The organism is Achromobacter sp. 46006 (genome assembly GCF_059761975.1).
The window spans coordinates 38,780-55,161 of sequence record NZ_JCBANN010000035.1 but is presented as its reverse complement, the minus strand read 5'-3'; the positions used below and the strand labels follow the sequence as shown (position 1 = coordinate 55,161).

Sequence of the window (16,382 nt, the reverse complement as noted above, 5' to 3'; positions counted from 1 at the left end):
CCGCCGCGCTGGCCGAACAGCGGCGTCCCGAACTGGACGCCGCGCTCAAGACAGCGCAGGGCTTTCCGATCTTAGCCGGGCGCGTGCCCGGCGTGGACGATCTGGAACTGTACGCGGCGGCGCGGGAACAGGGCGCGCCCGCCGACGCCCTCGCCACGGCCACGCTGCGAGCCACCGCGCTGCTCGCCGAGATCGCGCGCACACTGAGCCAGGCCGCGCATGCCCGCGTCACGGAACTGGACGTGCCGGCGCGCGAAGCGGACTGGCCGCTGCTGCGCTTGGACGTGCTGGCGCCGGCGCACTGGTCCGAAACGGCGCAGCAGCGCGCGCTCGCGGCGGTGCGAGCCGCGGCCGCGGTCTGGCCCGATGCCCGCATCAACGCCGCCGCCCACCCGGCTTCAAACGCCATGGCCGCCGACCTGCTGCTGCGCCGGATCGCCGCCGAGCCAGAAGATCCCCAGGCCGAGCCGCAATGGCGCATCGTGCTGGCCGGCGACGGCTATATCGACGCCGAACAGGTTGCCCGCTGGGATGGCGCGTCGACGCTATTGACGCATGCCAACCCGCAAGGCCGCGTGCCGGGCGAAGCCGCCGCCGGCCTGCTGCTGGCTCCCCCCGGGGCCGAAGCCGAACTGCGGCTCACGCTGTCGCCGGTGCTGCAGCGGCACAAGCCTGCCGACGCGCGCGGCGCCCAGGCCGAAGCGCCGCTGACGGATCTGGCGCGCGACCTGCTGCAGGCCGCCGGTGTCGCCCCCGACAGCGTCGCCCATATCGTCAGCGATGCCGATCACCGCGGCAGCCGCCCCCTGGAACCCTTGGACGTGGCCGCGCAATTGCTTGCCCATCTGGACAGCGGCAAGGACTGCCAGGCCATAGGCGCGGCCTGCGGCCACACCGGCGCGGCGGCATCGCTGCTGACGCTGGCCGTGGCCGGCGCAACCTGCATGCAGATCGACCAACCCGTGCTCACCCTTACCCTGCAAGACCCCGCATTGCGCGCCGCGGCGCTGGTCTCCCGACCCGCCGCCAGCGCTACCGCCTGACCCCAAAACAAAAGCGAAAACCATGCGTAGCCCATCAGGATTGCTTTCTCGATTTTCCAGCGCCATGAGCGACTTCCGCTATTGGAGCGGGCGCGCGTTCGCCAACCCGCGCACCTTCATGCTGATCGGCCTGGTCGCGCTGATCGTGTTCCTGTTCCTGTTCGCCGACACCATGCAGATCGCCATGGCCTGGGTGGGCGTGGTGCTGGGCGTGCTGCTATGCCTGTGGCTCTGCGCCTTCCTCTGGCGCCGGCGCCGCACGCGGCGCGCCAACCAGAAGCTGGGCGACATGCTGGAGCAACAGGTGCAGACCGGCGCCGCCGCCAGTCCCGCCGCCAACCGCAGCGAAATCGACGCGCTGCGCACTCGCCTGACGCAGGCCGTGCGCACCATCAAGACCTCCAAGATCGGCCAGACCTCCGGCAACGAGGCGCTCTACGAACTGCCCTGGTACATCGTCATCGGCAACCCCGCGGCAGGCAAGAGCAGCGCCGTCATCAACTCGGGCTTGCAGTTTCCCTTCGCCGACAAGAATGGCGCCGCCGTGCGCGGCGTGGGCGGCACCCGCAACTGCGACTGGTTCTTCACCACCGAGGGCATCCTGCTGGACACCGCCGGCCGCTACTCGGTGCACGAAGAAGACCGCAACGAGTGGATGAGCTTTCTGGACCTGCTCAAGCGGCATCGCCCCAAGGCGCCGATCAACGGCATCATCGTGGCGGCCAGCATCAGCGAACTCACCGACGCCGGCCCGGAATTCGCCATCAACCTGGCCAAGAACCTGCGCCAGCGCGTGCAGGAACTGACCGACCGGCTGGAAGTGTTCGCCCCGGTCTACGTGATCTTCACCAAAGCCGACCTGATCGCCGGTTTCTCCGAATTCTTCGCCGACGCCGACGCGCGCGAGCGCGACCGCGTCTGGGGCGCGACCCTGCCATACGGCGCCGACGAAAGCCGCGATGTGCTGACGCTGTTCGACGAACGTTTCGATGAACTCTATGAGGGCCTGAAGGAAATGGGCACGGCGCAGATCTCGCTGCGCCGCAGTGGCGCCCTGCCGCCGGGGCTGCTGACTTTCCCGCTGGAATTCGCCGGCATCAAACCGGCGTTGCGCACCTTCCTGTCGACCCTGTTCGAAACCAACCCGTTCCAGTACAAACCGGTGTTCCGGGGCTTCTATTTCACCAGCGCCTTGCAGGAGGGCGCGTCGCGCAGCACCTCGACCGACAAGCTCGCCGAGCGCTTCGCGCTGCGCCCGGCCTCGCGCGAAACCGCGCGCAGCGTCGCCTCGCACAATGGCTTTTTCCTGCGCGACCTGTTCTCCAGCGTAATCTTCGCCGACAAGAAACTGGTGCGCCAGCACGCCAGCCCCAACAAGGTCCGCATGCGCTACCTGGCTTTCTCCGGCCTGGTGCTGGCGCTGGGACTGGTACTGGGCGGCTGGAGCTGGTCTTACCTGGGCAACCGGCAACTGGCCAGTAATGTGCAGGCCGACCTCGACAAGGTGGTGCGCCTGCAAAGCGAACGCACCGACCTGCAGAGCCGCCTGGAGGCCATGGAGATCCTGCAGGACCGTATCGAGCAGTTGGACCGTTACTCGAACAGCCGGCCGCTGTCGCTGGGACTGGGCCTGTACCAAGGCGACGTGCTCAAGCAGCGCCTGCTGGCCGAGTACTACAACGGCCTGCGCCAATTCATGCTGGTGCCGGTCAAGGCCAGCCTGGAAGACTACCTGGGCCGCGTCGACGTGTCGCAGGCGGCAGCGGCCGGGACCGCTCGCCCGACGCCGCCCCAGGCCCAGCCGGTGCGCGACAATGCCGGCGACACCCTGTTCCAGGACGCCTCGCCCACCAACGTCGACGACGCCTACAACGCGCTCAAGACCTATCTGATGATGGCCAATCGCGAGCACGTGGACCCCACCCATCTGTCCGACCAGATCACCCGGTTCTGGCGCGGATGGCTGGAAACCAACCGTGGCGCCATGCCGCGCGACCAACTGATCCGCAGCGCCGAACGGCTGATTTCGTTCTATGTGGCGCGCGCGGCCGATGCCGACTGGCCCCAGATCGAAACCAATCTGGCCATGGTTGAGCGCACGCGCGGCAATCTGCGCAGCGTGATGCAGGGCATGCCGGCGCGCGAACGCGCCTATGCCACGCTGAAGGCGCGCGCCGCCACGCGCTTCCCCGCCATGACCGTCGCCCGCATCATGGGCGAGGCCGATGCCGCCGTGGTGGCCGGCAGCTACGCGGTGCCCGGCACGTTCACGCGCGAGGCCTGGGAACAATACATCGAGCCGGCCATCGGCGAGGCCGCCCGTCGCGAAGTGCAGACCAGCGACTGGGTGCTGGGCGTGAACGCGCGCGACGACCTCACGCTGGAAGGCAGTCCCGAGCAGATCCAGAAGAGCCTGGCGACGATGTACAAGACCGAGTACGCGCAGGAATGGCAGAAGATGCTGCGCGGCGTCACGATCAAGCCCTTCACCAGCTTCGAGCAGGCGGTGCACGGCATGAACCGCCTGGGCGACCCGCAGAACTCGCCGCTGGTCAAGCTCATCAACACCACCTACGAACAGACCTCGTGGGACAACCCCTCGCTGATCAATACCGGCATTTCCCAGGCCCAGACCGGCGTGGTCGCCTGGTTCAAGCGCGTGATCCTGCGCCAGGGCCAGCCCAAGCCGGCCACGGCGGCGTCCGGCGGCGAACAGATCCCGATGGGTCCGGTGGGCCGCGAGTTCTCCGACGTGGCGCGCCTGGTGGTCACGCGCGACAACCAGTCGCTGCTGGGCAACTACATGAACGCGCTGTCCAAGATCCGCACCCGCTTCAACCTGATCAACAACCAGGGAGACCCCGGCCCGGGCGCGTTGCTGCTGATGCGCCAGACGCTGGAAGGCAAGGACTCGGAGCTGGCCGATGCGCTCAAGCTGGTGGACGAGCAAATGCTCGCCGGCCTGACGCCGGCGCAGCGCGACACGCTGCGCCCGCTGCTGGTGCGTCCGCTGATCCAGGGCTACGCCGTCGCCATGCAACCCGCGCAGACCGAACTGAACAAGGTCTGGAACGCCCAGGTCTATCAGGTTTTCATGCAGAACCTGGCGGAAAAATATCCGTTCTCGACCAAGGCCGGCATCGAGGCCAGCGGCGAGGAGATCGCCCAGGTCTTCGGCCCGCAGGGCAGCATCGCCAAGTATGTCAACGAAACCCTGGGACCGTTGACCGTGCGCCGGGGCGACATCCTGACCGCCCGCACCTGGGGCGACATGGGCATCGACCTGCAGCCGTCCTTCACCGCCAACTTCGCGCAATGGGTGGCCCCGCTGTCCGGCGGCGCGGCCGGCTCGGGCGCGGCCAGCCAGCCGCAGACGCTGTTCCAGATCCAGCCCAAGCCGGCCGGCGGCGTTACCGAATACACCATCGAGATCGACGGCCAGCAGCTTCGCTACCGCAACACGCCGCCGCAATGGGTCAACTTCATCTGGCCCAACGCGCAGGGCGCGCCCGGCGCGCGCATCACGGCCACCGCCTTCGATGGCACCGTGGTCGAAATCGTCAACGAGCCCGGCCGCTTCGGCCTGGAGCGCCTGATTTCCGGCGCCCAGCGCAAGCCCAACCCGGACGGCAGCTTCGAGATGAGCTGGACCAAGTCCAACATCACGGTCCCGGTCAGGCTGCGCATCATCAGCAACGCCCAGGCGGCCAGCGCCGGCGGCACCGAGCCGGGCAGCCAGGGTCTGCGCAACCTGCGCCTGCCCGCCACGGTCGCGGGCACCTCCCCCCAACCCTCCGTCGCCCCGACGCCCGCCGGAGCGCAACAATGAGCAACCCTCAGTCCCCCATGTTCCGTACGGCCTATTTCGGCAAGATCCCGTCGCGCGGCGACTTCGTCAAGAACACCTCGCATCCGCAACTGATGGCGACGCTGGACGCCTGGGTCGCGAACACCATGGAGATCCTGGCCCAGGACCCACACTGGAAAACGCTGTACGACGAAGCCCAGCCGGTGCCATTCGCGGTGCTGGGCTCGCGCGGCAAGCTCGCCATCGCGGGCCACTTGCAGCCCAGCCGCGACCAATCCGGACGGCGCTTCCCGTTCATCAGCGCGACCTCGGTGGAAGTGTCGCGTCCGCTCGACTTCATCGCCCGCAGCCCGCTGGCATTCAGCCGCATGTGGAACCGCATGGGCAGCGCCGCCACGCAGCTGATGCAGGCGGGCGATCCCGCCGCCGCGCTGCAGACGCTGAACGATCTGGAAGGAGAAATCCGCACCGCCGCCGACGACGGCTTCGACGCCTTCATCGACTTGCAGACGATCGAGCGCGTGCAGGCGATGCTGCGTGGCAACGGCCACGCAGCCAGCATGCACGACATCGTGCTGGCGCTGGGCATCCTGCTGGCGCCGGTCATGTCCAGCGGCTCGTCGCAGTTGGACACCGGCCTGGCGCTGCCGCTGCCCGACGACCCGCTCTACATCAACCTGGTGGCGACGTATTGGATGACGCTGATCGCGCCCTTCCTCAATCGCGCCGACTTCGAGATCGCCATGTTCATCGGGCAGATCGCCGGCAAGCACCGCCTGGTGGTGGGCTTTCGTGGCGCATCGCCGCAGACGCTGGCGACCCTGCTGTCGACGCCGCAGACCTTGTCGCAGCACTACATCGTGCTGGAAGATGCCCCCTGGGTGCGTGACCATGTCAGCGCCAGCCACGGCCTGGCCAAGCTATCGAGCTATCTGGATCAACCGCGGCTCTCCCTGCGCCAGGCGCTGGAGACCTTCCGCGAAGTCTTTATCGGAGCCTAGGACATGCGCATACTCTCTCTGCTCCTGGCCGCCGCCTTCGCCTGCCCGCTCTATGCCCAGGACGCGGCCACGGTGGTGCCCGCCAACGTCATTCCCCAGCCCGGCCAGGTCGTCGCCAGCGGCGCCGTGCCCGACGAAGCCACCAAGGCCGACGTGCTGCAGCGGCTGCAGAAAGTCTACGGCGTGGGCAACGTGATCGACCGCATCGACGTCGGAGGCGTGGTCGCCCCGCCGAACTGGTCGCAGCATGTCGGCAAGCTGCTCGACAGCCCCCTCAAGCAGATCAACCGCGGCCAACTGGAAATCGACGGCACCCAGATCCGGCTGCGCGGCGAAGTGGACAACGAAGCCTCGCGCCAGCGCATCGCCAGCACCTTCGCGACCGCGCTCAACCCCACCTACAAGATCGTCAACGGCCTGCGTGTGTCGGCCGGCAAGGACGAGCAGGACGTGCTCGACAACCTGCTGAGCAACCGGGTGGTGGAATTCGAAACCGGCAGCGCCCGCCTGACCGCGCGCGGACGCGAATTGCTGGACCGCGTGGCCGACGCCGTGCCGCGGCTGCGCGCCGACAAGATCCAGATCATCGGCCACACCGATAGCTCGGGCAGCCGCAGCACCAATCTGGCGCTGAGCCAGGCGCGCGCGGATGCGGTGCGGGATTACCTGGTGGACAAGGGGCTGCCGGCGTCGCGCTTCGAGGCGATGGGCGCCGGCCCGGACCAGCCGGTGGCCACCAACGCCACGCCGGAAGGCCGCGCCAAGAACCGGCGCATCGAGTTTCGCGCGGCGCGCTGAGGCCGCCTCCATGGCGGGGCGCCGCCGCGCGCCTGCCCAACGCGGGCGTCCCCGGGCGGCCGGCCCCGCGCGGCCGCCTGGCCGGCTCGCCGCCACACGCGGCGGCCCGATGCCTCAGTTGCCCTCGCCGGCCTTCTTGATGCCGAGCAGCTCTTCCAGGCCCGACAGGGTCTCGTCGTTCTTGACCACCGTGCGCAGCCACAGGTGCAAGGACATCTCGCCCCAGCTCGCGGCCTTGTCGGCCAGATAGGCGACCGGGCTGTGCGGCTCGGTGCGGCGAAAGAAATCCGCTACCTCGCGCAGTTGCGCCAGCGCTTGCTCGCGGGTCTGGATCGACCCGCGCGCGGCGGCCGGTGGCGCGCCATGGGCTGGCGCATCGACAACGGGAAAATGTTCGGCGGCGGGCAAGGTGGGCTCCACTCGGACGGGAACGGCGGGCGCGGAAGGCGCCACAGGCGGCGGCGCGGCCGCCAGGTCGGCGCGGACCAGCAGGCCGGCATCGCGCGCGAACCGATGCGCCAGTTCCGTGACATTGCGCAGCGACTCGCGCACCCGCGAGAACGCCGGGCTGTCCTCGCCCAGCCGCTCATCCAGCGTGCGTTCCAATTGCGCGAGCGCCTGCGCGCATCCCTCGAGCTGCCCGTCCAGCTCGGAGTAGAACGACGGCGGCGTATCGCGCCGCGCCGCATCGAACCGGTCGAGCGTGAGCTTGCCGCGGGTCAGTTCATTGGCATTGTCCGGCGTGCGCTTGACGGCATTGGCCAACTGGCTCGCCGCCTCCCACAGCACCGCGCCATAGCGCGCGCCGTCGGCCTGGGTCAGCGGAATCTCGCCGATGAGTTGCTGCGAGCGCGACAGCAGCCAAGCCAGGTTGCCGACGCGCTGCTGCACGTCGCCATCTTCCGGCACCGGGTGCAACCCCTCCCAGTATTCGCGGCACAGGCCGTCGATCAGCACATAACCGTCGCGCAGGCCCGCGAACCCGCGCGTCTTGGCCCAGGCCTCCGCGAGCCATGACGCAATACGTATGTCTTTGCTGCGATCGCGCAGCACCGTGGTGCAAATGCGCGTCACTTCCGGCCAGTCGGCCTCTTTCAGGTCGATGACCCAATCCCCCTGGTCGAGCTGGGGGTCATCGTGCCGGCGCGCTTCGCGGATCGCGTCGAACTCGGGCGAAAACACCAGATCGACGCCGCATGGCGCGTCGCCGGGTATCGGTTGCAACAAGGCGTGGATGTCGGTCATAGGCGCAAATCGGTAAGTAGGCGCAAATCATCCCACAACGGCTTACGTATAACGTTCAAAGATGACACGTCCTATTACAAGGCGCATCACGATGCTTCGCTATGATTTGCGCTCCGACCAAGGAGCATTCATGACGACGAAATCGATCCGCATGCTGCCCGACGGGCGCTTCATCGCGGGCACCCCGCGCCGCGCCCCCGACGGCACCATCGTCGGCGGCGACGGCCCCATCACCCGGGCGCCGGATGGCACCTACGTGGCCGGCACGCCCCAGCGCGCCCCGGACGGCAGCTACAAAGGCGGTGGCGGCCCCGTGCGCATGGCCCCCGACGGCACCTTCGTGGTCGGCCCGGCCAGGCTGGCGCCGGACGGTACGTATCTGTAAACAAATATCTCTCGAGCAACATGTCCCAACGCTCCGTCATCCGCAAAGGCGATAAGACGTCGCACGGCGGCGTGGTCGTGACCGGCGACGAAACCGTCGTCATCTTCGGCCAGCCCATGGCCCGTCTCGGCGACCGCGTCACCTGCCCCAAGTGTGGCGGCACGCACAGCATTGTCGAGGGAGTGCAGAACGTCGCCTCGGATCGCATGACCGCGCTGGAAGGCATGCGCACATCCTGCGGCGCCACCCTGATCGCCAGCCAGCACTTCTATCAATTGGAATACGGCTGAACGCGGACGCGGGAAGCGGTCGTCACCCTTCCCGGAGCCTGCAAGCGCGGCCTGGGCCAGGCGCACGGCCGCAATTCGCCAGAAAGCAAAAAGCCCACCGTCACCGGTGGGCTTTATACGTCGTACTACTTGGGAATTCTGGTGGGCTGTGAGTGGCTCGAACACTCGACCTACGGATTAAGAGTCCGTTTTAAGGGTGTTTTACCAGGGACAGGCCAACATGAATATCTAGAAAAATCATGAGCTTAGCTTACCGGAACTTACCGCGACCTAACGCACTTTACTGCGGTCAGTGCGTTAAAAGTGCGGTCAATCTCGATGGCGCCGACGCGGATTGTACGGCCTACCGGGAGGTACTGATAGGCCGCCATGGCGACCCTTGCCTGTCTATACTTTTTGCTGGCATGTGCCAGTGCCTTCGCGAAAGTACAGATGGACAAACTTCTTACCTCCGATCAACTGGCCGCCGTTTTGGGGTTGTCTGTGCAGACCTTGTACAACCGGCGCACTCGCGGAGAACCGCTCCCTCCTTGTGTGAAAGTGGGCAGACTGCTGCGCTATGAGCAGACGGAGGTTCATGCTTGGCTGGCATCACAGCGCGAGACTCTACATGTCCAGCAAGTAGCACTTGCCAAACCACAACCGACAGCAACGCCACAGGCTGCACGCGGACGTGGGCGGCCAACCAAGGCTGAACAAATTCGACGACGACAGCTTGCACAGCGCGATTAGGCGTTAAGTCGCAAATCGGCCGAAAAGTCCCGTCATTGTATGGTGTTCTTGTTCGGCAAGCCCGTACTCGATTCTGTACCCGGTTTTGGAAAAACAAGCCTAGGGTACCGCCTCAACGTCAGCGTACCGCCCCCCGAGCTACCTCGAGGCAGGCTGAGAATGCCCCTTTACCGAGACGCTCCGCCCTTCCGTATTTCAGTGTCGTGCCACCCAAAATTTGACGGCGATAAATCGCAAATGATACCGTTTGCAATACAAACGATTGCGAATGGTATAGCCTTCATGACCCAGCCCAAATCCGCGCTTATGTCCTTGCGTATGACACCTCAAGGCAAAGCGCTGCTTGCATTGTGTGCGCAACGTGAGCACCGCAGCATGGCTTCGATGATGGAGCACATGGTGCATACCTATGCCGCAAGCCATGGCATCGCCTTGCCAGCAGCCGAGCCCGAGCTCGACAAGAACGCAACCAAGAAGCTTTGAATGTCCAAGTTAGCCGACCTCATCTGGAAGAATGCCGAACTACTGCGCGGCGCCTACAAGGAAAACGAATACCGCAAGGTCATCCTGCCGTTCACCATCCTGCGTCGCCTAGATTGCGTCTTGCAGCCCACTCGTGAGGCCGTTCGGGCTAGATATGCCGCCGTACGAAGCAAGGGCTACGACTTGGACAAGATGCTGACGCCCGTCAGTGGCTATCCGTTCTTCAACACGTCCTCCTTCACCCTCCCCAACATCGCAGAGACTCCAGATGACGTCCGCGACAACCTGGAAGCGATGATCAATGGCTTCTCGCAGAATGTGCGCGACATCTTCGACAAGTTCGAATTCGCTGCCACCCTGGATAAACTGGCGGAGAAAAATCGTCTGTACCTCGTAGTCCAGCGTTTTGCAGAAACAGACCTTGACCCGGCCATCGTGACGAACCACGACATGGGGCAGGCATTCGAAGAGCTGCTGCGAAAGTTCAACGACGTCTCCCCTGCTGGTGAGCAGTACACCCCCCGCGATGTAATTGAGCTCATGGTGACGCTGCTTTTCAGCGGCGACGACGAGGCGCTGTCCGTTCCTGGCGTGATACGCACCATGTACGACCCAACGGCGGGCACGGGGGGCATCCTGAGCGTGGCCGAAGAGCACCTGCGCAAGTTCAACGCCCGTGCCACCCTGAAACTGTTTGGGCAGGAGCTGGAAGACGAGACCTACGCCATCTGCAAGGCCGACATGCTCATTCGCGGTCAAAACCCAGCAGACATCAAGAGCGGCGACACGCTGGCCAACGATCTTCACCCAGACAAGACCTTTGAATACCAGGCAGCCAATCCGCCCTACGGCGTGGAGTGGAAGCCGGCTGAAGCCGCCGTCAAGAAAGAACACGCCAAAGGGGCTGCTGGACGTTTCGGTCCTGGCCTGCCCGCCATCCGCGATGGGCAAATGCTGTTCTCCCTGCACCTACTGTCCAAAATGCAGCCCGTGGTTGCTGGCAAGGGCGGCGGGCGCATCGGCGTAGTGCACAACGGCTCCCCGCTCTTCACCGGCGACGCAGGCAGCGGCGAGAGCGAAATCCGCCGCCACATCTTGGAGCATGACTACCTCGATTGCATCGTGGCACTGCCCACGGACATGTTCTACAACACCAACATCACCACCTATCTGTGGTTCATGACGAACCGCAAGCCCGCTGACCGCAAGGGCAAGGTTCTGCTGATCGATGCCACCGCCATGAGCGTGCTGATGAAGAAGAACCTGGGCAAGAAGCGCCGTGAGTTCACCGCCGACTGTGTGGAACGCATCACCAAAGCCTATGCCGACTTCAAAGCCATGGAATGGTCAGAAGATCCCGAAGGAAAAAGTGGGCGTGTGCTCAAAGCCAAAGTATTTGACCACGAGCACTTCTTCTATCGCCGCGTCACCATTGAACGGCCCTTGCGCATGCGCTTCCAGATTGAGCTTCAACGCTGGATTGATTTGGGCTACGACACAGTCGCCGCCAAACTTACTCAGGAACAATCGATCCTGTTGTCCGAAGCAGTGAATCGCATGGACAACGACGTGATCTACAGGGACGCGGAGTCATTTCGTTCCGCGCTGCATGCAGCAGCCGAAGCTGCTGCAAACGAACTGGAGTTGACAGGAAAGGCCGCCAAGCTTACAGCCAAGACCGTAGAACTGGCTCGCAAATACTTCGGCACCAAGGACAAAGATGCCGAGCCGACCACCAACGAAAAGGGCGAAGTTCTGAGTGACTCCGAACTGCGCGATGCCGAATACGTGCCCTTCAACGACGCTATCGAAGCGTACTTTGACAAAGAGGTACGCCCGCACTGGCCAGACGCGTGGATCAACTACGACGTGAAGGACTCTGCGGACGGAAAGACAGGTGTGGTGGGTACCGAAATCAACTTCAATCGCGAGTTCTACGTGTACACGCCTCCGCGCAGCCGTGAAGCCATCGCAGCGGACATCGAGGCCAAGGAGCACAAGTTCATGGAACTGCTGCGTGGCATTAAGGGCGAGGTTCGCCCATGAAGCCGTATGCGAGCTACAAGCCTTCTGGCGTACCGTGGTTGGGGGATGTTCCCACGCTATGGGCGGTTGAACGCCTGCGCTTTCGTGTCAAGGTGAATCCGTCGTGTTCCAAACCGCTCAGCGCTGACCTTCCGGTCTCGTTCCTGCCCATGGAGGCCATTGGCGATGATGGCGCACTTGATTTGGAGCGTACCCGGCTCGTGGGTGATGTGGCTTCGGGCTACACCTATTTTGAAGACGGCGATGTTGCCATCGCAAAAATCACGCCCTGCTATGAAAACGGCAAAGGAGCGGCGATGGCTGGGCTGGTTGAGGGCGTTGGCTTTGGAACCACCGAGCTGATTGTGATGCGGCCAACCCACGACGACTGCCCCAAATGGCTCTACTACCTGACCATGTGCAGTGCATTTCGTCTCCCCGGCGAAGCCTTGATGCAAGGTGCGGGCGGCCAAAAGCGCGTGCCTGATTTGTTCGTGAAAGACTATTTCGCCCCAATTCCACCACCCGACGAACAGCAAGCGATTGCCGACTACCTCGATGCCGAAACCGCCCGCATCGACACCCTAATTCATGAGAAGGATGAGCTGATTGGATTGTTACGGGAGGCACAGGCGTCGTCCTTCGCCTCCACTTTGATACGACTTGCAAGCTCAACAGCTGGTACACCGTGCAATCGTTTTACATGGCTGCAATCACTACCCAATAGTTGGCGCATCGCCAAAGTCAAACACCTAACGTTGTCAGTTGACCAAGGGATCAGCCCACAGTGCGAATCTCGCCCTCCTGATGACGGAGAATGGGGTGTTCTAAAAGTTGGCTGCGTGAATACCGGTGATTTCAACCCTCTCGAATCCAAAGCATTGCCAGATGACATCGAGCCTATCGAGAGCATCACTCTCTTGAAAGGTGATGTACTGATTTCACGAGCAAATACCAAAAACTTGGTCGGGCGCGCAGCCATGGCGGACAAAGACTATCCGCAGCTGATGCTATCGGATAAGCACTACCGCCTTCGACTCAATCAGAATGAATGCTTACCTCAGTATCTAGTATTTGTTCTGACTCATGCGGCAGTTCGCGTTCATATCGAAGAGCGTGCCACAGGAGCCAGTGCTTCCATGCTGAATATCGACCGCCGCACCATCATGGACTTGGATGTGCCACTTCCTCCAAAAGACATCCAAAAAGAAATTGTTCTAGAAGCTCAACACGACAGAAGGGCTTTGACCGATCTCATTGAGCACACTCAAGACGAGATCGCCCTTCTGAAAGAACTCCGGGCCGCGACCATCGCAGACGCAGTGCTAGGACGCATCGACGTTCGTACCGCAACGCCGCAATAACAACAGAGAAAAATACGAGAGGGAGATCCATGGCAGCCATCCACACTGAAGAGCAGTTTGAGGACGAAATTTGCGAGGCCATGAAGGCTCAAGGCTGGCTTATGGACGGTCCTCTTCCCTATCAGAAGGGGTTTGCCTATGACGAAGGCTACGATCGCCATACGGCTCTGTACCCTGAGGATGCCATTGCCTGGGTGAAAGAAACTCAGCCCGACGCCTGGGAGAAGTTCTCCAAGAACCATGCAAAGAACCCAGAGGCTGTGTTCATCCAGCGGCTGGCGGAAGAGCTGGACAAAGACCGTCCGACGATCAAGAAAGAAACGCCACAGCTCTGGGGAACGCTCTACGTTCTGCGTAAGGGCTTCAAGGATATCAACGCCACATTCAAGATGGCGCAATTCGCCCCTAGCAATCGGCAGAATGCCACCACCTGGGAGCACTACAAAAAGAACCGCCTGCGCGTAGTGCGACAGTTGCATTACTCGATGCACAACCAGTTGTGCATCGATTTCGTGCTGTTCCTCAATGGCCTGCCCTTGGCGACCATCGAGCTGAAAACCGACACCACGCAAAATATCGAAGAAGCGATTCGGCAGTACAAATACGACCGAAACCCCATCGACGTAAACACCAGGCAACCCGAGCCCTTGCTATCGTTCGGCAAGAGGGCACTGGTTCATTTCGCTGTCAGCACTGATGAGGTGCAGATGGCCACTAGGCTGGCTGGCGCAGCCACCCGGTTCCTGCCGTTCAACCGTGGCAACCCGGATGGCATGGGTGGCGCCGGAGCAGGCAATCCACCTGACGACGTATTGGGCTATTCCACCGGATACCTGTGGCACGAGGTATTCCAGCCTGATGCGTGGTTGACCATCATCGGCAAATTTCTGTCCGTCGAAGTCTCTGAAACCAAGGACGCCAAAGGTAAAAAGGTATTCAGCACCTCGCTACTGTTTCCGCGCTACCACCAGTGGGATGCAGTCAACCGATTGCTTTCAGCGACCCTCACAGAGGGCGTGGGACATACCTACCTGGTTCAACACTCAGCGGGATCTGGAAAGTCCAACACAATCGGCTGGTTGGCACACCGTCTTGCCTCCCTCCACGACGCGACGGACCAGAAAGTGTTCAGCAGCGTGATCGTAATCACAGACCGCAGGGTGCTGGACACGCAATTGCAAGACACCATCTACCAGTTCGACCACCAACAAGGTGTAGTCGAAAAGATCGACGAAAACAGCACGCAGTTGGCGCAAGCCCTGGACAAGGGCAAGCTGATCATCATCACTACCCTACAAAAATTTCCGTGGGTACTGGACAAAGTTGGGGATTTGGGTGACCGCCGGTTCGCCTTGATCCTAGATGAGGCTCACTCCAGCCAAGCAGGCAAAGGTGCTGTGAAACTGCGCCAGGTCCTGACCACAGGAACACAAAGCACACCGTTAAGCGTAGAACTCTCGCCGTCAACAGCGTATGAGGATGCTATCGCCGCCGCACAGGAAGATGCAGAGCTGACGGACGAAGATGTCTTGAACCAGATCATGGCGTCTCGCCAGCGACCGCCCAACGTGTCGTACTACGCCTTTACAGCAACGCCCAAGCCCAAAACAATGGAGCTCTTTGGGCGGACAGGCGTAGACGGAACACCCGAGCCCTTCCACGTATATTCGATGCGCCAAGCCATCGAGGAAAAGTTCATTCTGGACGTACTACGGGGCTACACCACCTATGGTTTCGCCTTCAAGTTGGAGCAAGCTGGCGACGACAAGGCGGTAAAGGCAGGTAAGGCCAAAACCAAGCTCTTCCGATACGCACAGCTGCACCCGACCAGCATCGCTCAGAAAGTCACAGTCATCGTTGAGCACTTCCGCGAGCACATCATGCACCAACTGGGCGGGCAAGCCAAGGCCATGGTGGTGTCGGACAGCCGCGTCGCGGCCGTACGCTACAAGAAAGCGTTCGACGACTACATGAAGAAGATGAAGTACGCCGACTGCAAAGCATTGGTGGCCTACTCGGGCGAGGTGACAGACGAAGAGTCGAAGGTGCTCAAAGCCAAGGAAGGTGACCTCAACGACGGCAAGGAACACGACGACGGCATCAAGGAGGTATTCAAGACCGATGCCTATCAGCTGCTGATCGTGGCATCGAAGTTTCAGACTGGATTCGACCAACCCAAACTCTGTGCCATGTACGTAGACAAACGCTTGGATAACGTGCTGGCGGTGCAAACGCTCTCACGCTTGAATCGCATGTACCCCGGCAAGGAAACCACCTTCGTGCTGGATTTCCGCAACGAAGCCGACGGCATCCTCAAAGCATTCCTTCCGTTCTATCGCACTGCGAAGATGTCTGCCGTCACAGATCCCAACCTGGTTCATACATTGCGCCAGAAACTGGATGAGGCAGGTATCTACCTTTGGGAAGAGGTCCTGCAATTTTCCAATGGATACTTCGACCCCAAGGGTAAGCAGGCCACGATTCAAGCTCCGTTGAAGAAAGCACACGAACGGTTCAAGGCACAAGCCAAGGAAGTGCAAGATTTGTTCCGTAGTGACGTTTCGTCGTACATCAGCGCCTACGACTTCCTGTCGCAACTGCGCTCCTACGACGATGCGGATCTGGAACGCCTACACGCTTTCTGCCGGATGCTGCTGCCCCGCTTACAGGGCAAGGCTGGTGGCGATGAAGCCCTGGATGAATCCGTGCGGCTGGCGGGGTACAAGGTGATCAACGAGCAAAAACACAAGCTCAACCTGGAAGCAGGATCAGCCGAGCCGATGAAGCCACTGGGGACGGGAGGTGGTCGGGCCTGGGACGACCCAGAAGACCGGCTGTCCGCCATCATCAAAAAGATGAATGAGGTGTTCTCGGGCAATCTCTCCGATGCGGATTTCCGCGGGTATGCAACCACTCTGATCGGCAAGATGGTCAACGATCCAACCCTAAAGGAACAGGCCGAGGCTAACGATACGGTCACCGCATTCGCAAATGGCGCTTACGAAACCAAGCTCAACGATGCTGTCGTAGATGCCCTGGAGGGTCACAACGCCATGGCTGACCAGGCATTGAGGCATGAAAAGGTATTCAAAGGGTTGGCGAACCTCTTGGTAGATGAGGTGTACCGACAGCTGCGAGACAAGGGTGAAGAAGCGCTGAGCGGGGCCTGACGAGCGGTCATTTCCTGGCGAAATTTCACCGGGATTGG

Annotated in this window: 12 protein-coding genes; 11 read left to right on the top strand and 1 reads right to left on the bottom strand. The window is 62.3% G+C overall.

Annotated elements, in window-relative coordinates:
• The 4 genes from AC6LKG_RS17170 to AC6LKG_RS17155 form a co-directional block, all read left to right on the top strand.
• Positions 1-1,043: hypothetical protein (locus AC6LKG_RS17170; RefSeq protein ID WP_498166180.1), on the top strand; the 1,043-nt coding region annotated here is incomplete at its 5' end.
• 64 nt (positions 1,044-1,107) lie between these two features.
• Positions 1,108-4,872: a type VI secretion system membrane subunit TssM gene (tssM, locus tag AC6LKG_RS17165; protein ID WP_498166184.1), complete on the top strand. Its 3,765-nt coding sequence runs from the start codon at positions 1,108-1,110 to the stop codon at positions 4,870-4,872.
• Entirely contained in the window at positions 4,869-5,852 is a 984-nt protein-coding gene (gene tagF / locus AC6LKG_RS17160) for a type VI secretion system-associated protein TagF (RefSeq protein ID WP_498166178.1), read from the top strand. Before tssM ends, tagF begins: the two co-directional genes overlap by 4 nt.
• Positions 5,853-5,855: 3 nt before the next feature.
• Positions 5,856-6,650 carry an OmpA family protein gene (locus tag AC6LKG_RS17155; RefSeq protein ID WP_498166176.1) on the top strand — a complete coding sequence of 265 codons (795 nt, stop codon included), beginning with the start codon at positions 5,856-5,858 and terminating at the stop codon, positions 6,648-6,650.
• 114 nt (positions 6,651-6,764) lie between these two features.
• Here AC6LKG_RS17155 and tssA read toward each other — a convergent pair whose 3' ends face one another.
• Complete coding sequence (gene tssA, locus AC6LKG_RS17150; RefSeq protein ID WP_498166174.1) at positions 6,765-7,895, bottom strand: type VI secretion system protein TssA; 1,131 nt, start codon at positions 7,893-7,895, stop codon at positions 6,765-6,767.
• Between the two features lie 130 nt (positions 7,896-8,025).
• On the opposite strand from tssA, the gene AC6LKG_RS17145 reads away from it, so the two are divergent.
• From AC6LKG_RS17145 to AC6LKG_RS17115, 7 genes are all read left to right on the top strand, one after another.
• Positions 8,026-8,280, top strand: coding sequence for a hypothetical protein (locus AC6LKG_RS17145; protein ID WP_498166172.1), 255 nt, complete (start codon positions 8,026-8,028; stop codon positions 8,278-8,280).
• Positions 8,281-8,300: 20 nt separating this feature from the next.
• A complete protein-coding gene (locus AC6LKG_RS17140) occupies positions 8,301-8,570 on the top strand; it encodes a PAAR domain-containing protein (RefSeq protein WP_498166170.1) in 270 nt (89 codons plus the stop codon).
• Positions 8,571-8,939: 369 nt separating this feature from the next.
• Positions 8,940-9,302, top strand: coding sequence for a helix-turn-helix transcriptional regulator (locus tag AC6LKG_RS17135; protein ID WP_498166168.1), 363 nt, complete (start codon positions 8,940-8,942; stop codon positions 9,300-9,302).
• A gap of 282 nt (positions 9,303-9,584) precedes the next feature.
• Positions 9,585-9,785 (top strand): hypothetical protein, encoded by a 201-nt coding sequence (locus AC6LKG_RS17130; RefSeq protein WP_498166166.1) that lies wholly within the window; start codon positions 9,585-9,587, stop codon positions 9,783-9,785.
• Positions 9,786-11,831, top strand: a complete 2,046-nt coding sequence (locus AC6LKG_RS17125; RefSeq protein ID WP_498166164.1) for a type I restriction-modification system subunit M — start codon at positions 9,786-9,788, stop codon at positions 11,829-11,831.
• Positions 11,828-13,174: a restriction endonuclease subunit S gene (locus AC6LKG_RS17120; protein WP_498166162.1), complete on the top strand. Its 1,347-nt coding sequence runs from the start codon at positions 11,828-11,830 to the stop codon at positions 13,172-13,174. The genes AC6LKG_RS17125 and AC6LKG_RS17120 overlap by 4 nt, the downstream gene beginning before the upstream one ends.
• A 29-nt stretch (positions 13,175-13,203) precedes the next feature.
• A complete protein-coding gene (locus tag AC6LKG_RS17115) occupies positions 13,204-16,344 on the top strand; it encodes a type I restriction endonuclease subunit R (RefSeq protein WP_498166160.1) in 3,141 nt (1,046 codons plus the stop codon).
• Positions 16,345-16,382 lie beyond the last annotated feature (38 nt).